The sequence below is a fragment of the Chlorobaculum sp. MV4-Y genome (genome assembly GCF_025244685.1).
Classification (GTDB): Bacteria; Bacteroidota; Chlorobiia; order Chlorobiales; family Chlorobiaceae; genus Chlorobaculum.
The window spans coordinates 2136492-2154579 of sequence record NZ_CP104202.1; the positions used below are offsets into that span (position 1 = coordinate 2136492).

An 18088-nucleotide genomic window follows, 5' to 3' on the forward strand; every position below is an offset into this window, starting at 1 on the left:
TACCGAAAACAGCAAGAAACAATCAACCATGCACTTCGATCCGAACAAATTTACCGTCAAGGCGCAGGAAGCCCTCCAGGCAGCGTCAATGCTGGCGAGCAGCAAGCAGAACCAGCAGATTGAACCAGAGCACCTGCTGAGCGTCATGCTTGGCGATCATGACAACATTGCCTGTCAGATAGCGCGAAAACTCGAAGCACCCATCGATACGCTCCTCAGTGTCGTCGATCGGGAAATCGACCGCATTCCCAAAGTTACCGGAGCTTCAGCAACCGGGCAGTATATCTCCAGCGATCTCGGCAAGGTGTTCGACACCGCCCTCAAGGAGGCAGAACAGCTCAAGGACGAGTACATCAGCTCCGAGCATCTGTTCATCGCAATGAGCGAAGCGGGGGTCAAAGTCTCGAAGCTCCTGAAAGATGCAAAAATCGACCGCAACGCCATTCTCAAGGTGCTCACCTCATTCCGCGGCTCCCAGCGTGTAACCAGCCAGAATGCGGAGGAGAGCTATCAGTCACTGAAAAAATATTCGCGGAACCTGAACGATCTGGTCAGAAAGGGTAAACTCGATCCGGTGATTGGCCGCGACGACGAAATCCGCCGCGTTCTCCAGATTCTGAGCCGCCGAACCAAAAACAATCCGGTGCTCATTGGCGAGCCGGGAGTCGGCAAAACAGCCATCGTCGAAGGCATCGCCCAGCGTATCGTGGGAGGCGACGTACCGGAGAACCTCAAGTCGAAGCAGATCGCCGCGCTCGACATCGCGGCACTGGTGGCAGGAACCAAGTTCAGGGGAGAATTCGAGGAGCGACTGAAGGCACTGGTCAAGGAGGTTCAGGCCTCCGATGGCGAGGTAATTCTTTTCATCGACGAGCTGCATCTCCTTGTCGGGGCAGGATCGGCGGAAGGCTCGATGGATGCGGCCAACATCCTCAAGCCCGCGCTGGCAAGAGGTGAATTGCGCTGTATCGGTGCGACAACACTCGACGAATACCGCAAGCACATCGAAAAGGACGCAGCGCTTGAACGACGCTTCCAGACAGTCGTGGTCGATCAGCCAAGTGTCGAGGACACCGTGTCGATCCTGCGCGGACTGAAAGAGAAATACGAAATCCACCACGGAGTGCGCATCAAGGATGCCGCGCTGGTGGCGGCCGCAGAGCTCTCTAATCGCTACATTGCAGACCGTTTCCTGCCGGACAAGGCCATTGATCTGATCGATGAAGCCTCCTCACGCCTAAGGCTTGAAATCGACAGCGAACCCGAAGAACTTGACCGCATTAATCGAGAACTTCGCCGACTTGAAATCGAGAGAGAAGCCCTCAAGCGGGAACTCGAAGCGAACGGCAGCGTCTGAACGTCCCCATATGGTGCGATGCAGTACCATGAGGCGGCTGAACCCCCTTGCAGCCGCCTCCGCATTGAAGGGGCTATCCGTAGGTTATTCTACATCCCGCAACTGAACACAGAAAAACAGGCCAATCGTTTTTACGATTGGCGCACACACGCTCTCGTCGTTCAGCTGCTCAGACTCGTAAAGGTCATCATTACTAAAAAACAAATCCTTTAAATTAATTCCAGTTATCGGCAATAGCCTATCATGGTATTCAGAATACCCTCTCACTTATGCTGACCTCTTTAACCATTTTTTACTATAATCAAACTTTTGCCAACCGGAACGAGCTGATAACCTGACCGAATAGCCAAAGTATTCTAAGCTTGCAAAAAAAGGACGACTGACTGGCAAGCAAGCACTGATGTCGTCAAAAATGGCCCGACAATCCTGGATGAGGTTCAGTATTGCAACAATCAGATTATGCGATATCTTCAGGAAGCTGCCGGCGAGTCACGAAATCCAATTAAAATATTATTTTAATTATACTTAGATTAGAATAATATTATTTGAGCCACCCGCATTTAAATAGTTATTTCAATAACCCTATTTAGTTGTTTCACGTGAAACAACTTTTTTTTCATGTATGATGTCATAGTTGTCGGGGCTGGGCATGCCGGCTGTGAAGCAGCACTCGCCGTCGCACGTGGTGGACTGCACTGCCTTCTCATTACCTCTGATCTCTCGGCGGTTGCTCGCATGTCTTGCAACCCAGCGATTGGTGGCGTAGCCAAAGGGCAAATGACAAGGGAGATCGACGCACTTGGCGGCGAAATGGGCAAAGCTATCGATGCTACAGGCATCCAGTTCAGGCTGCTCAACCGCAGCAAAGGCGCGGCAATGCACTCGCCCCGCGCCCAAGCGGACAAGACACTGTACAGCCTCTACATGAGAAGGGTTGTCGAGCATGAGCCAAACATCGACCTACTGCAGGATACGGTCATCGGCGTGTCAACCACCTCGGGTAAGTTCAGCTCCGTCACGGTTCGATCTGGCCGGGCAATAAAGGCTAAAGTAGCGATCCTTGCCTGTGGTACCTTTCTGAACGGTCTGATTCATATTGGTATGGATCACTTCCCCGGTGGTCGCAGCACGGCAGAGCCACCCGTTGAGGGGTTGACCGAATCTCTCGCGTCACTCGGGTTTTCTTTTGGAAGGCTCAAAACTGGCACCCCGCCGAGAATCGATTCAAGAAGTGTCGACTACAACATTGTCACTGAGCAACCCGGAGATGTCGATCCGGTACCATTTTCCTTTTCTTCAACAAGCGTTGCCAACCGAAACCTTGTCAGTTGCTATCTGACCAAGACAACAAAACAGACGCACGACATTCTGCGAACCGGCTTTGAACGCTCTCCGCTTTTTACCGGCAAGGTACAAGGTGTTGGCCCACGATACTGCCCGTCAGTCGAAGACAAGATTTTCCGCTTTCCGGACAAACCGAGCCACCACATTTTTCTTGAGCCCGAAGGCGTCGATACCATCGAAATGTATGTCAACGGGTTTTCGACATCTCTGCCCGAAGATATTCAAATCGCAGGCCTGCGATCGATCCCCGGGCTTGAAGAAGCAAAAATGATCCGACCAGGTTATGCCATTGAGTATGACTTTTTCCACCCGTGGCAGATCAGATCCACGATGGAGACCCGACCAGTTGAAAACCTTTTCTTTGCCGGCCAGATTAACGGGACGTCCGGCTATGAAGAGGCTGCTGCTCAGGGCCTCATGGCGGGGATAAACGCGGTTCGCAAGATTCTTGGGAAAGAGCCGATCGTTCTGGGGCGCGATCAGGCATATATCGGCGTACTTGTCGATGACCTGATAACCAAGGAGACCAGAGAACCTTACCGCATATTCACCTCATCAGCAGAGCATCGCCTGATCCTCCGGCACGACAACGCCGATCTGCGGCTACGCAAAATTGGCTACGATTGCAATCTGGTCTCCTCAGACGATCTGCATCGAACTGAATCCATTATCAAGCACGTTCAACACTGTCTTGACGTGATGAAAACGACCAAAGTAACGCCGGCGGAGATCAACACGCTGCTGATAAACAAGGGCCTACAGGAACTCAACGCCCCTGCAAGCGCGTTGAGTTTAATCAAGCGCCCAGGCATCGGGCTCCAGGATATTCTGGATCACTCTCTATCCGTTCGTTCCGCTGCGGAAGAGTTGTGCAACGACCCAAGGATTGCCGAGCAAGTGCAGATCGAGATAAAGTACGAGGGTTATATCAAGCGAGAACAGCTTGTCGCCGACCGTATAGCTCGTCTTGACTCTTTACAGATTCCAGATAATTTTAATTATGAGTCACTGAATTCCCTTTCAAGCGAGGGAAGGGAAAAGTTCCTGAAACACCGCCCGGCCACCATCGGGCAAGCATCAAGAATTCTCGGCATCTCCCCGTCTGATATTTCAATTCTCATGATCAGGCTTGGTCGGTAAGACTGTTTCACGTGAAACATTTATTCAATCTTGCACTCTGGTACTATGAACAACATTGTCGATTTTTCTCTCGGAAATGAACTGCTTTTCGGTAAAGACCCCGAGGAGAACATTGTTGGAGCGTACCAGCGTAATGATTCGCAAATACGATTATTCATCAGAACGGCGGATGTCGTAACCTGGCGGGACGAGCCATTCTATCCATTCTTCTTTCTCTCGGACAATGAACTGCTTGACGGCTTTACCCCTTTTGACAAAGAAAAATTCTGGCTGATTCCGCTCGACGGCACAAACTACTACCGGCATCTCGCCATCTTCAGAAGCTGGAAAAATTATCGTGCGGCGCTCGACTTTGTGAACTCCAGCTCTCAGGGCTTACCTTCAAGTAGTGATTCACAATACGGTTCAAGCATTAACAGCCATTTGACCTACAGCCGGGGCGATGCCATCAGCCAGTATCTCATGCAGACAGGTAAAACCCTGTTTAAGGGAATGCTTTTCGATGACATTTATCGCTTACAACTCGACATTGAAACCTATTTCCGCCCTGACAGGCAGGACGGCAACAGGAAAGGAATTGGCGAAGACCCGGTCATTATCGTCTCGCTCAGCGACAACCGCTCGTGGGAGCACGTCATTCACTCGAAAGGAAGAAGTGAAAAGGCACTTCTTGAAGAGCTGGTTGCAATTATTCGCGAAAAAGACCCTGACGTCATCGAAGGACACAATATTTTTGGCTTTGACCTGCCCTATCTGCAACGCCGTTGCGAACTTAACGGCGTTCGATTCGCTATTGGACGTGATGGGCAGATGCCGCGCTCTTACCCTTCGTCCATACGCTTTGCTGAACGGTCAGCGGATTTTCAGTTTTTCGATATTCCCGGAAGGCACGTCATCGATACCTATTTCCTCGTCCAGAACTACGATACATCGAAACGTATTCTTCCAAGTTATGGGCTGAAAGCCGTCGCCAAATTTTTCGGATTCGCCTCCCCGAACAGAACCTACGTCAGCTACAAGGATATCGCTTCGACCTGGGACAACAATCCCGAGACGCTGCTCGCCTACGCGCTCGACGATGTGCGTGAAACCCGTGAAATCGCAGCCTTGCTCTCCGGCACCAATTTCAGCATGACCAGCATGGTGCCCTACACCTATGCTAACACATCGAGACTTGGTCCGGCAGCCAAGATCGAAGCGATCCTGATTCGAGAATATCTCAAGCGAAAAGTCTCTATTCCCCGCCCATCCATTGGCCAGCAACATACCGGTGGTTTTACCGAGGTTTTCATCAAGGGCATTCTCGGCCCGATAGTCTATGCCGACGTTGAATCACTCTACCCCTCGATCATGCTCTCGTACGGAGTCTGCCCGAAAACCGATATCCTGAAAGCATTTCCGGCAATCCTCAAGGATCTTCGTGATCTGCGCTTTGCGGCCAAAAAACGCGCACAGGAGGAGAGTGAAGCCGGCAATCGGTCAGTTGCCTACAATTTCGACGCCATGCAGTCGTCGTTCAAGATCATCATCAACGCCATGTACGGTTATCTTGGTTTCAGCAGTGGCATTTTCAACGATTTCGAAGAGGCTGACCGCGTCACAACCAAAGGTCAGGAAATAGCCAGATCGATGATCAGAGAGTTCGAATTGCGCGGCGCTCAGGTAATCGAGGTCGACACTGATGGTATCTTTCTGGTGCCACCGCCCCATGTAATTTCTGAAGACGATGAGCGCCGTCTTGTCGAGGAAGTTTCTTCAACCATGCCAGCAGGTATCAGAATTTCTTTCGACGGGCGTTTCAGGAAGATGATCTCCTACATGAAAAAGAACTACGTATTGCTCGATTATCACGACAAACTGAAACTGAAAGGATCGGCCTTTGTAAGCCGAAGCGGTGAAAAATTCGGACGTGATTTCATCAGAGAAGGATTTATTCTCCTGCTCAAGGACGACATCCAGGGTCTTCACGATCTGTACGTCCGGTATCGTGACGATCTTTTAAACCATCGTCTCGACATCACCGATTTTTCAAGAACAGAATCGATGAAAACCTCACTCGATCAGTACGCAGCCGATGTTCGTTCTGGAAAGCGTTCAAAATCAATTACTTACGAAATAGCTCTTCGCCAGGGTCTCGATATTTCAAAAGGCGATCGCATGACCTATTACATTGCCGGAACAGGTAATCCCGCGAACTTCGTTGACAAGGGACGACTCGCTGAAGAGTGGAAGAAGGAACAACCTGACGAAAATACCGGTTTCTATCTGAAACGTCTCGATGAATTCGCTCAGAAGTTTCTGCCGTTTTTCAAGCCACAGGATTTCAGCACGATCTTTTCGGCTGATACCCTGTTTGCCTTTTCTCCCGAAGGAATCGAGATTATTCGTGAAATTCGTCTTCTCGATGCACAGGATATTTATAGTGACGATACACTTTTTTAGAATTCCTTATTTTTAAACTTTTTATGCAATAAAAAATTATATAATCAAATCTTGTCAACCATTATCCTTAATATTTTATGATAGACGACAAAATACTTACGATTACCGATGATGTCTCCTGGATTGGCGTGCTCGATCCGGGTCTTATCACCTTCGATATCGTCATGGAAACCAAATACGGCACCACTTACAATTCTTACTTCATCAACGCCGAGAAAAAAACGGTTGTTGAGACGACCAAGGTTAAGTTCTGGCCGACCTATCTCGAAAAACTGACGAAAGTGGTCAATCCTGAAGAGATCGAATACATCATCGTCGATCACACCGAGCCCGACCACTCGGGTAACGTGCACAACTTGCTCTCTGTTGCCCCAAACGCCACTGTGGTGGGCAGCGGCAACGCCATCAAGTTCCTGCGTGACCAGACCGGCCACGACTTCAAGCATCTTGTAGTCAAGCATGGCGACAAACTCGATCTCGGCAACAAAACGATCCACTTCATTGGTGCACCAAACCTGCACTGGCCTGACACGATCTACTCCTGGCTTGAAGAGGATCGGGTACTCTTTACCTGCGACTCCTTCGGCTGCCATTACTGCAACGAAGCGATGTATGACGACCTCTGCGGTGATTTCGACGACGCTTTCAAATACTACTTTGACGCAATACTGAGGCCATTCAGCAAATACATGCTTCAGGCGATTGAAAAAATACGTCCACTCGACATCGGTGTCATTTGTCCTGGTCACGGACCAATCCTGAGATCCGACTGGAAAAAATATGTCGATCTTTCACAGCGTTATTCGCAGGCAGCCATCGCGATGCCAAACGAAAAAGTATTCTCATCGCATACGTCTCCGCATACGAAAACACCTCTGTGCTGGCGCAAAAGATCGCCGAAGGTTTGCGGTCAGCGTGTGACTTCAATGTCGATGTGTGTGACATCGAGAACATATCGGCAGAGAAACTCGAAGAGAAGATCGCACACTCGATGGGAATCATTATCGGTTCTCCTACTATCAACCAGAACATCGTTCACCAGATCTATAGCATCTTTGCCGTGCTCAATCCGTTGCGCGACCGTGGCAAACTCACCGCAGCGTTCGGCTCATACGGCTGGAGCGGTGAAGGAGTGAAAATCATCGAGAACAATCTGGCCAACCTCAAGCTCAAGGTGTTCGACCAGAACGTGATGATCAAGTTCCAGCCTCACGAGCCTGAATTCGAGCAGTGCAGGGCATTCGGAAAGGCATTTGCTGAAAAAATGATCGAGATGTATAATCTTACCTGTAATATCTAAGATATTATTATATATTATCTTAGAATAATTTTGGAACGCTGTCGAACAAACAGCGTTCCTTTTTTACTTGAAGATGATCGTTCTGATCATTTGATAACCGATTGCTTTGTTGAGGCGTGCTACAATGTCTCTTTTCCGGAAATTGAGTTCCATCCGCCACGATGGATTTCTGACCTTCACGTACAAATCGCCCTCTTTCATCTTTTCAACCGTGGTCACCCGCGCGATTGCTTCTCCGACAACACCGTCCCATAACTGAAGTGTTTTATACTCTTCGTATGCTTCGGTCATGCCTATTTTTCTGCAAACATCCGACATGAGTGAACCAAGCACTCTGGGTGATTTCTTTTTTGTCATCGCTCCTTGCTTGACATGTGCCTGTAGTCATCGATTGAAAAGGCTGTAATCCCGTTTCCATCCCTTTTTTCCGTCGATGTGATAATGACCTGTCCTTTCGATGAGAGCGTGTCGAGCATAAGTGCCGACACCTTTGCGTCCAGTTCACTAAACAGATCATCGAGCAGCGTTACCGGCATCTCTTCAGAGTGCTCATGCAAGTATGCATGCAGGGTCATCTTCATCGCCACGAGAAAAGCCCTCTGCTGCCCCTGAGAGGCGTATTTTCGTATCTCCCGGCCATTGAGATGCAAAAGCAGGTCATCGCGGTGCGGGCCTGCCAGCGTTTGCCTTCTAAGCAACTCCTGCCGTTTCAATGAGCGATAACGAGCGCTGAAAAGCACCTGCATCTGTGCTTTTGGAACCTCTCTTTCATCGTGGTGAAGCGAGGATTGATAGGCTATTTCGCTCTTCGTTCCTTCGGGATGCCAGCGATACACGTCGTCGAGCATCTTATTGAAACTGCTGATAAATCGCTCTCTCGCCTTTACGATCTCAACGGCATGATCGACGAGCTGATCGGTCAGCACCTCCAGAGCTGTTTCAACGGTTGCTGGATCGTTATAGGACGCCAGTAAGGCGTTGCGTTGCTGAAGCACTCTGCGGTACTGCATGAGGTCTGACAGGTACTTCCGGTCATACTGGCAGATAGCAGTGTCGATGAAGCGGCGCCTTTCGGCTGGACCACCCGTGATGATGACCAGTTCCCGTGGTGTGAAAGTCACGCACGGGATAAGGCCGATATGTTTCGAAAAGGTCTGAAGCTCCTGATCATTGACCAGAATCCGCTTCTCTTTTTGCGGCGTATAGGCTACCACAACCTTGGTTTCACCACCCTGATCGCTTTCAAAAGAGGAGCGTATGGTGAACATCTCCTCCCCGAACATCAGGCAATCCCTGTCGCTGTTTCCACTGAATCCTCTGGTCAGCGCGCAATAGTGGATCGCCTCAAGAATGGTTGTTTTGCCCGAGCCGTTACTGCCGTGAATATCGGTGATGTGCAGACCCGGTTGGAACTCCAGAAGCCGGTGGTTCCTGAAATTCTCAATAATGATGGACTTGAGCCGCAAATCACTTCAATTCAGTTATTGATTCTGACCGGCATGACCAGAATCATGAGATCTTCCGGTTTCTCAGAGCTTTTCGGTTTGAACAGCACCGCGGTTTTCGGTGAATTCATCTCGATTAGAACCTCGTCGGTATCAATGTGTGAAAGCGCTGCCTCGACAAACTTCGTGTTGAAGCCGATGGTGATCTCCTCTCCGGTAAACGAACAGGCTAGCTCTTCCTGGGCAGACTCTCCTTCGCTGGCGTTTTCAGCCATCACCTTGATCTGTGAATCCTGTGCGCTGATCTTCAGGTCGCCGATGCTTGAAAACCGTCCAACCCTTTTGACCGAATCGTGCAACAGCGACCGGTCCGTGACGAGCTGCTTGTCGTTTTCAACCGGTATTACCGCCTCGTAATTGGGATACGGCTCGACAATGAGCGCTGACTCCAATTCCATGGTAGCAGTTTTGAACTTGACATTCCGGCGCTCCGAGTCGATCGTCATCTTCACCTCTTCGTTTGTCAGCATTCTCTGAATGATTGACAGTACCCTTGCCGGCACAACGATCTTCTGCTTTTCAGCTACTGCCACCGCCGCCTTCTTCCGGCAGCGAACAAGCCGATGGCCGTCGGTCGATACGGCGGTGATGTGCTCTTCATCGAACTCGAACAAAACACCCATCATTGCCGGGCGCATCCCATCGACGCTGCACGCAAAGAGCGTCTTGTGGATCATGTCCTGCAACTCGTTGGGCTGAAGCTCAATCGAGAGATCGAAATTCCGCTCCTGACTTTCCGGTTTGGTGGTGAAGGTGCACGGAATGCGATAACGACCCTTGTCAGTGGCAATATGAATGGTGCCAAGTTCACCGATCGACTGACGTTCGATGTCGAATGTAACATCAGTTTCGTACATGCTGCGCAGAAAATCCTGCAAGGTTCTGGCGCGAATGGCGATGTTACCCTTGTCGGTCGAAGCCACATCACAGTTCGTGGTGATCGACAGCTCACCGTCAGTAGCGTACATGGTGAGCATCCCGTTTTCAAGGGTCATGTTGATATTGTCGAAACGGGCATCCAGTGACTTGGCTGGCACAGCAAGAATAACCTTGTTAGCAGCTTCCTGTAGTCGTTTGATGGTCGTATTGAATTTCATCTTCTTACAATCTTTATTCTTTTATATGAAAGATTTGTTGTTGTTGTTGAGTTTGTGGAAATCTTGACAGAGGAGCAAAGAGACTTATTAAAATATTATTCTATAATGTCTTATGTTCTTAATTTCTCTTCTGACTTCTGTGGACAGGATGTGTGTTTCCTTGCACAGGGCGGTTGATGGTTTGTTGGTGATTTCATGCCGTAACGCCGCAGTGTTGATAACTCCCCTGAAATCAAGATTGCGCCAACAGGTTTTGAACAGGTTATACACAGGCTACATCGACATAATTTCAATTCTTTTTCTCAGCTCCTCGATTTTCTTTCGTTCTTCGCTGGAGGATCCGATTTTCTTCTCGATGGTGTTCAGGGCGTGGATGACTGTTGAGTGATCGCGTCCGCCGAAGTGGAGGCCGATGGTCTTGAGCGAGGAGTTGGTCATATCCTTCGACAGGTACATGGCAATCTGGCGTCCGACAGCGATCTCCTTTTTTTTCGATTTGCCTTTCAGGTCGTTCGAGGTAATCGAAAAATAGGAGCAGACCGCTTTTTCGATGGTCTCGAGAGTCAATTGCTTAGTGTTGTACCGGATGATGTCCTTGAGCGTCGATTTTGTGAACTGAAGGTCGATCTCCTGGTTGTCGAGCGAGTGGGCCGCCAGCAGCTTGACGATGCACCCTTCGAGTTCCCTGACGTTGTTGGTGACGTTGGTTGCGATAAACTCGATAACTGCCGGATCAAGATTTACGCCGCTCTGCTTGAGCTTGCTCTGGATGATCGCCTTGCGGGTCTCGTAATCCGGGGCCTGGATGTCGGTGGAGAGGCCCCAGTTGAAACGGGAAATGAGACGGTCTTCGATTCCCTTGATCTCCTTGATCGGTCGGTCTGCTGAAAGGATGATTTGCTTGTTGGACTGATGCAGGGTATTGAAAATGTGGAATATCTCCTCCTGGGTCTTTTCCTTGCCCGCGAAAAACTGGATGTCGTCGATAATCAGGACGTCGATATTCCGGTAGAAGGCCGAAAACTCCTGGATTTTACCGTTCTGGATTGCGTTGACGAAATCGATGGCGAACTTTTCGCTTGATACGTACAGCACGGCGTCAGTGATGCGGTTTTCAAGCACCGAGTTGCCAATAGCCTGCATCATGTGGGTCTTGCCGAGACCCACACCGCCGTAAATGACTAGCGGGTTGAAGGCATTCTGTCCCGGGTTCTGGGCGATCGATTTGGACGCGGCAAATGCCAGAGAGTTGCAATCTCCGCGGATGAGCGTTGAAAAGGTGTATTTTGGATTGAGGTTGCTTTCGAATCTGGCTCGCCCCATTTCAAATCGTTCACGGCCAGATGACACCTTCTCTGCGGCACCTTCCGGACGTTCCGCCCTTTCTGCAGGCGCAGCATCATTCTGATGGGGCAATTCGATGGTCACTGGCTGACCTTGCGATTTGTCCATCACAATGGAGTACATCAGCTTCGCTTCCGGCCCGATCACCTGGCGGAGCGCCTGCTTGACGTGCACCGAGTAGTTTTCTTCGATCCACTCGTAGAAAAACTGGCTCGGCACCTCGATGGTCAGTTCGCTTCCGGAAAACGAGAGGGGCTTGATCGGCAGGAACCAGGTTTTGAAGGCCAGGCTGTTGATGTTCTCCTCGATCAGGCCGAGACACGCGCTCCACACCTTTTCCGCGAATGGCTTGCCATGCGTCGGGGTTATTTTCAGTTGTCCTGGAGCTTCTTTCTGGATCGTATCGGGCATGTGAGTTGAGCGGGAGAGTCGCTGTTTTGGTGATTCATCAACATTTTCTGTTTACAAGGTACTGTTTTCAGTGGACAAAAAACAATCCCGCCACCGATTTTGCCTGCAGATCAAAAGTGGTTCATAAACCGATTTTTCAACATCGTATCTCTTTTTTTTATTTAGTTATTGATTGTGTACGGAAAAGTTGTCCACATGTGTTGATGGCTTGACGTGGCGCTGCTTGTGGTGTTTTGGTGGGTGGGAATATTTTTATCCACAAGTTATCCACAGTGTGGAAATCTGCTTGAAGTAGGGTTGTTGACAAGTGTTTGGGTGTTAAGTTTTCTTGTTTATCAATGAGTAAAATGATACATTAAACGTCCTGTATTTTTAATCAATCATTTGAGAGGAGTTTTGAGGAGATGAAAAGGACTTTTCAGCCGAGCAACAGGAAAAGGCGCAACAAGCATGGCTTCAGGCAGAGAATGGCTACCAAGAACGGACGCAAGGTTTTGTCTGCCCGTCGCGCCAAGGGCCGTCACTCCCTGAGTGTCAGCAGCTCGATGGGTTCGTCGAAACGGTAACGTACAGGCCGGAAGGGAGCCATGCTTCGACTTCCGGACTGTTCTGCGTGCATGAACGGCATGCTTTCGGAAAAACGCTCAAATGCCCTGCCAAAAGCCGAAATAGTCCGGGGAAAAAGCACCATTTCCCGTCTTTTCAACAAGGGCGCCCGTTTAAAGGGAGGTTCGCTCCTGCTGATCTACTCTTTTACGCAACTGGTCGATCAGGCCCCTGGAATACCGGTCAGAGTGCTGTTCACGGTTGGCAAAAAGCTTGCCCCGAGAGCTGTTGACCGCAACAGGATCAAACGCCTGATGCGTGAGGCTTACCGGCTCGAAAAAAATATTTTGACCAGAGCACTTGCTTCTGGAGCCGGGAAAGTTGATTATCAGGTGATATTGGCGTTTTTATACCGGGGCCGTGCCGATGCTATTCCGGCGCTGGAGAGGTTTCAGGCTGAAATACGGCACATGCTAAAAAAATCTTCTATCGAACAGGCTGCCGCAGGCGCAGGAGGGTGACAGGGTTGAATAATACGGGCAATCAACGGAATAACGGGACGGAACACAGCGACAGCACCCCTGGTCAACTGCTGAACTTCGTGCCGATTTTCCTGATAAAGTTTTACCAGACGTTCATATCACCGCTTCTCGGGCCGTCCTGCAAGTACCACCCCACCTGTTCCAACTACGCCATCGATGCATTCCGTCAGCACAACCTTTTCTATGCTACATGGCTGACCGTCTGGCGGGTGTTGCGGTGCAATCCGTTTTCAAAAGGCGGCTACGATCCCGTCCCGCCGAAAAAAAGAGATCTGAAGGTAATTCAAACGAGTCGAAGTAATGGACAGAAATTCGGTGATAGGGTTTGCCCTGATTGCTGCGATCATGATCGTGTGGCTACAGTTCATGAAGCCGGAGCAGAAACTGGAACTTGAAAAGGCGGCGACTCCACGAGAGGCGGTTCAGAAACCCTCTGCAAATGGCGCTCCGGTGGCTTCTGCTCCAGAAACCTCAATGGAGAGTCTTGGCGCTTTCGCCCAAGCCTCGATGGGCAACGAGCAGACCATCACCGTTAACAGCGATCTGTTCACGGCTGTGCTCTCTTCAAAAGGCGCCACACTTAAGTCGCTTGTGCTCAAAAAGCATCTCGCTGTGAATGGCAAGCCATTCAACCTGGTGTCTTCGAAAGACAAGGGTGCGCTTTCCATGCTCTTTCTGAGCAATGACGGCAAGCGAATCGATACCCGTGACCTCTATTTCAGAAGTCTTGACACCAAAACCTCGGAAACGGTAACCGGCCAAAAGAAGCTCTCGGTCAGCTATGTGCTCGATGTGGATGCAAATCGCAGCATTCAGGTGACCTATACCTTTACCGGAGACAGCTATGTGGTTGATTACGATCTCAAGCTCAACGGTTTTGGTTCTACCATCGCAGGCAACGAGTATCAGCTCAATTGGGATGGCGGCCTGGTATACTCCGAAAAAGATAAGGTTGACGAGTCACACAATGCTCTCGCCAGCGCCTACCTCGGTGGCGGTCTGCTCAAGCTCGACGCCAGTGACGCCAAGAAGTCCTATCAGGAGGAGGAGTCGGGCAAGGCCGAGTGGGTTGCCGTCAGGAACAAATATTTCGTTGCGGCACTCATCCCGCAGAGGACAACCGAAGGAGTTTACCTGCAAGGGAAGAAGATGGCCGGAAGCGAGTTTGAGAACTATGTGACTGCTCTGAAGATGAGGTTTCCGGCAGGTCAGAACCTCGTCGATGACCATTACCGGCTCTATGTCGGGCCTCTCGACTACAACACGGTGAAGTCCCTGCACGTAGGGCTTGAAAAAATCATGGATTTTGGCTGGGACTGGCTGACTCGCCCCTTCGCCGAGTATCTCATCCTGCCGATCTTCAACTGGATGAACAAGGTTGTGACCAACTACGGTCTCATCATCATCATCTTCGCCTTCCTGATCAAGCTGGTCACCTGGCCACTGTCGCTCGCTTCGACCAAGTCGATGAAGAAGATGTCGGCTTTGCAGCCGATGATGCAAGAGCTTCAGGACAAATACAAGGACAATCCTGCCAAGCTGCAAAGCGAGCTCGGTCGTATCTACAAGGAGGCCGGTGTCAATCCGCTCGGCGGCTGCCTGCCAACCCTGATCCAGATGCCGCTGCTCTTTGCGATGTTCTATGTGTTCCGCTCGTCGATCCAGCTTCGCCAGCACGGTTTCCTCTGGGTAAAGGATCTTTCCGTGCCGGACTCGGTGTACAATTTCGGTTTCGCCCTGCCGCTTTACGGCGATCACATTGCCATCATGCCAATTCTGATGGCTGTGACCGTTTTCTTCCAGCAGAAGATTACTCCGACCGCCCAGTCCAACGAGCAGATGAAGATCATGATGTGGATGTTCCCGGCCATGATGCTTCTGTTCTTCAACAACATGCCGGCGGGTCTCGCTCTGTACTATCTGATGTTCAACATCTTCAGCATCGCGCAGCAGGTCTACATGAACGCCACCGTCACCGAAGAGGACAAAGCCGCTGCTGCCATGCAGGTTGCCGCGGCCATGAAACCGGCTCCGAAAAAGGGAGGAAAGAAAAAGTAACCCACCATGGGCGGTCTCGAACAGGCGGATGCGTGGCTTTTCCAGCTCCTGAACCACGGTTTGGCTCACCCGGCGCTGGACGACCTGATGCTGTTCCTGACCAGCCCGAAGCACTCTGCCCATATCCTGGTGCTTCTCGCACTCTTCATTCTTGTCAGAAAGGGGAAAAACGCGTTTTTCGTCATTCCCCTTTTTCTTTTCGCTGTCGGCATCACCGACTACACCGCATCCGGTATCATGAAACCGCTCTTTCACCGCATCCGCCCCTGCTTTGCTCTCGAAGGGGTGCGCCTCCTCGTCGATCAGTCACACTCCTCCTGGTCGTTCGCCTCCTCCCACGCGGCCAATTCGACGGCCATTGCCGGTCTTGTGTGGCTTTTCTTCTGGCGGGGCGACACGGTTGATAAAGTCTTCACTGTGGTTGTGATCGCTTACGCCTCGATGGTCGCCTTTTCCCGGATCTACATCGGCGTGCACTATCCGGGTGATGTGCTTGGCGGTATCGTGATCGGCATCGCCGGCGCGGCGCTGATCTACACGGCGTTCGCCTGGTTCGTCAAGAACGTGGTGCACCGGCGGGCGATGCAGAACGGAAGAGTGGAATGAATCGCTGGGGCATCGATCTCGGGGGTACCAAGATCGAGGGGGTGATCCTCGACGAAGAGCTGCGTCCCGTTGTCCGCCACCGCATCCCGACGGAGCAGGAAAAGGGTTACGGCCATATTCTGATGCAGATCAAAAGCCTCGTCGAAACGATGGCCGAGAAGTCGGGCCTCGACCTGCCGGAGCGGATCGGCATCGGCACGCCCGGTCGCGCTGACGGTGGGGATGGCGTCATCACCAACTCGAATACCGTCTGCCTGAACGGAGTGCCGCTCTTGCGCGATCTGCAAGAGGCGCTGCGGATGGAGGTGGTGATCGACAACGACGCGAACTGCTTCGCGCTCGCCGAGTCGATGCTCGGCGCGGGGCGCGACGAGATGGCCCGGCCCGGTGCGGCAGCGTTCGGCATCATCCTTGGTACCGGCGTGGGCGGCGGGATCGTCCGCGATGGCCGGATTATCCGGGGAGCGCACGGCATCGCCGGAGAGTGGGGGCACAACCCGGTGCCGGGCGAAAACGCGAAATGCTACTGCGGACGGCGCGGCTGCGTCGAGACGGTCATCTCCGGCCCGGCGCTCGAACGGCACTACGCGGCCCTCAGCGGGCGCAAAGCCTCACTGAAACAGATCGCCGCTTCGACGGGGCGCGACGACTTCGCGCGGCAGACCATCGACCGGCTGGTCTCGAAATTCGGCGTGGCGCTGGCGGCGGTCATCAACATTCTCGATCCGGACCTCGTCATTATCGGCGGCGGTGTGGGCAACATCCGCCAGCTCTACACCCCTGAGACGAGGCAGATGATTGCTGCCAATGTCTTCAACCACTCGTTCGACATCCCGCTCCTGCCGCCGCTGCTTGGCGACAGCGCGGGCGTCTTCGGCGCGGCGCTGCTTGCCGGGCCACCACTGCATTCACGATAATTGTATCAACGCACACTCCATTGGAACAACAGGAAATCCGCTACAGAAAAGGCGACATCATCGAACTGACTATCACCGACCACGCCGAGCGCGACAAGTGCTTCGGCAAAACCGCCGAGGGGATGGGCGTGATGGTCTCCGGCATCCTCGCGCCTGGCGACCGCGTTTCGGCGCAAGTTTACAAGGTCAAGTCGCGCTACCTCGAAGCGAGCGCCATCGAGGTTTTGTCGCCGTCGCCGGATCGCGTCGAGCCGGTCTGCCCGGTCTTCGGCTCCTGCGGCGGATGCAAGTGGATGCACGTCAGTTACGAGGCGCAGCTCCGCTACAAGCACAAAAAGGTGACCGACTCGCTCGTGCACATCGGCGGCTTCGAGAACCCCAACGTCCTCCCGGTGCTCGCCGCCCCTGAGCCGTTTCACTATCGCAACAAGGTGGAGTTCTCCTGCTCCAACATGCGCTACCTGCTCCAGCGAGAGATCGACAGCGACGAGCTGTCGAAGCCGAAGCACTTCGCCCTTGGCTTTCACGCGCCGGGCAACTTCGAAAAGGTGCTCGACCTTGATACCTGCTACCTCGCCAAGGAGTGCATGAACAAGGTGCTGAATGTCGTGCGCGACTTCGCCCTCGAACGCAGCCTTGCGCCCTACGCCGCCAAGGCGCACGAAGGCTACCTGCGCAACCTCATGCTCCGCTACAGCGAACGCCATCGTCAGCTCATGGTCAACATCGTCACCTCGTGGTACGAAAAGGAGGTCATGCTGGCGCTGAAGGCGCGGCTCGAATCGGCCATGCCGGAGCAGTTGATGACCTTGCTGAACAACGTCACCACCCGCAAGAACACCGTCGCCACTGGCGAGCGGGAGTACATCATCAGCGGCGACGGCTACGTCACCGAACGGCTCGGCGACCTCGACTTCAGGATTTCCGCCAACTCTTTCTTCCAGACCAACACCCGCCAGGCCGAAACCCTCTACGACCAGATCATCGCCGTCGGCGGCATCACTCCGGCGGACACGGTTTATGACCTCTACTGCGGCACCGGCACCATCACGCTCTACCTCGCCCGCCACTGCAAGCAGGCGATCGGCATCGAGGTGGTTGAGAGCGCTGTCCGCGATGCGCAGATGAACGCAGAGCTGAACGGCCTCTCGAACACGGTCTTCTTCCAGGCCGATCTCAAGAACTTCCATGCCATGCAGGAGGCGCTCGAACCCTACGCCAAACCCCGCATCATCGTCACCGACCCCCCGCGCGCCGGAATGCACCCCAAAGCGCTCGACACCATGCTCAAACTCCAGCCCGACCGCATCGTCTATGTTAGCTGCAACCCTGACAACCTCGCTCGCGACGGCAAAGAGATCGCCGCCCGAGGCTATCGCATGACGTCAGCCCAACCGGTAGACATGTTTCCGCAGACGAATCACATCGAGACCGTGGCCTGTTTCGAGCGGGCAGAATAAATCCGGGCAGGACGCGTCC

Annotated in this window: 14 protein-coding genes and 1 pseudogene; 11 read left to right on the top strand and 4 right to left on the bottom strand. The window is 52.2% G+C overall.

Going from position 1 to position 18088, the window contains the following annotated elements; translation table 11 throughout:
* The first annotated feature begins 28 nt into the window (after window positions 1-28).
* From NY406_RS10630 to NY406_RS10645, 4 genes and pseudogenes are all read left to right on the top strand, one after another.
* Window positions 29-1357, top strand: coding sequence for a Clp protease N-terminal domain-containing protein (locus NY406_RS10630; RefSeq protein ID WP_260534276.1), 1329 nt, complete (start codon window positions 29-31; stop codon window positions 1355-1357).
* Window positions 1358-1975: 618 nt separating this feature from the next.
* Window positions 1976-3841 carry a tRNA uridine-5-carboxymethylaminomethyl(34) synthesis enzyme MnmG gene (mnmG, locus tag NY406_RS10635; RefSeq protein WP_260534278.1) on the top strand — a complete coding sequence of 622 codons (1866 nt, stop codon included), beginning with the start codon at window positions 1976-1978 and terminating at the stop codon, window positions 3839-3841.
* A 45-nt stretch (window positions 3842-3886) separates the two neighbouring features.
* Window positions 3887-6283, top strand: a complete 2397-nt coding sequence (locus tag NY406_RS10640; RefSeq protein WP_260633799.1) for a DNA polymerase domain-containing protein — start codon at window positions 3887-3889, stop codon at window positions 6281-6283.
* Between the two features lie 77 nt (window positions 6284-6360).
* A pseudogene (locus NY406_RS10645) lies at window positions 6361-7583 on the top strand (FprA family A-type flavoprotein).
* Between the two features lie 63 nt (window positions 7584-7646).
* On the opposite strand, the gene NY406_RS10650 reads toward NY406_RS10645, so the two are convergent.
* From NY406_RS10650 to dnaA, 4 genes are all read right to left on the bottom strand, one after another.
* Window positions 7647-7940: a DUF721 domain-containing protein gene (locus NY406_RS10650; protein WP_260534280.1), complete on the bottom strand. Its 294-nt coding sequence runs from the start codon at window positions 7938-7940 to the stop codon at window positions 7647-7649.
* On the bottom strand, window positions 7937-9049 hold the full coding sequence (recF, locus tag NY406_RS10655) for a DNA replication/repair protein RecF (protein WP_260534282.1): 1113 nt from the start codon (window positions 9047-9049) through the stop codon (window positions 7937-7939). The genes NY406_RS10650 and recF overlap by 4 nt, the downstream gene beginning before the upstream one ends.
* A gap of 11 nt (window positions 9050-9060) precedes the next feature.
* The gene (gene dnaN, locus NY406_RS10660) at window positions 9061-10185 is read right to left on the bottom strand and encodes a DNA polymerase III subunit beta (protein WP_260534284.1); all 1125 of its coding nucleotides are present in this window, start codon (window positions 10183-10185) and stop codon (window positions 9061-9063) included.
* Between the two features lie 273 nt (window positions 10186-10458).
* Window positions 10459-11940: a chromosomal replication initiator protein DnaA gene (gene dnaA / locus NY406_RS10665; RefSeq protein ID WP_260534286.1), complete on the bottom strand. Its 1482-nt coding sequence runs from the start codon at window positions 11938-11940 to the stop codon at window positions 10459-10461.
* A gap of 404 nt (window positions 11941-12344) precedes the next feature.
* On the opposite strand from dnaA, the gene rpmH reads away from it, so the two are divergent.
* From rpmH to rlmD, 7 genes are all read left to right on the top strand, one after another.
* A complete protein-coding gene (gene rpmH / locus NY406_RS10670; RefSeq protein WP_260534288.1) occupies window positions 12345-12506 on the top strand; it encodes a 50S ribosomal protein L34 in 162 nt (53 codons plus the stop codon).
* Window positions 12507-12566: 60 nt separating this feature from the next.
* Complete coding sequence (locus NY406_RS10675; protein ID WP_260534290.1) at window positions 12567-13007, top strand: ribonuclease P protein component; 441 nt, start codon at window positions 12567-12569, stop codon at window positions 13005-13007.
* An 80-nt stretch (window positions 13008-13087) separates the two neighbouring features.
* Window positions 13088-13423, top strand: a complete 336-nt coding sequence (yidD, locus tag NY406_RS11350; RefSeq protein ID WP_411267111.1) for a membrane protein insertion efficiency factor YidD — start codon at window positions 13088-13090, stop codon at window positions 13421-13423.
* Window positions 13329-15086 (top strand): membrane protein insertase YidC, encoded by a 1758-nt coding sequence (gene yidC, locus NY406_RS10685; RefSeq protein ID WP_260534292.1) that lies wholly within the window; start codon window positions 13329-13331, stop codon window positions 15084-15086. The genes yidD and yidC overlap by 95 nt, the downstream gene beginning before the upstream one ends.
* Before the next feature lie 6 nt (window positions 15087-15092).
* Window positions 15093-15692 (top strand): phosphatase PAP2 family protein, encoded by a 600-nt coding sequence (locus NY406_RS10690; protein ID WP_260534294.1) that lies wholly within the window; start codon window positions 15093-15095, stop codon window positions 15690-15692.
* Window positions 15689-16609 (top strand): ROK family protein, encoded by a 921-nt coding sequence (locus NY406_RS10695; protein ID WP_260534296.1) that lies wholly within the window; start codon window positions 15689-15691, stop codon window positions 16607-16609. Before NY406_RS10690 ends, NY406_RS10695 begins: the two co-directional genes overlap by 4 nt.
* 20 nt (window positions 16610-16629) lie before the next feature.
* Window positions 16630-18069, top strand: coding sequence for a 23S rRNA (uracil(1939)-C(5))-methyltransferase RlmD (rlmD, locus tag NY406_RS10700; protein ID WP_260534298.1), 1440 nt, complete (start codon window positions 16630-16632; stop codon window positions 18067-18069).
* The last annotated feature ends 19 nt before the right edge of the window (window positions 18070-18088 follow it).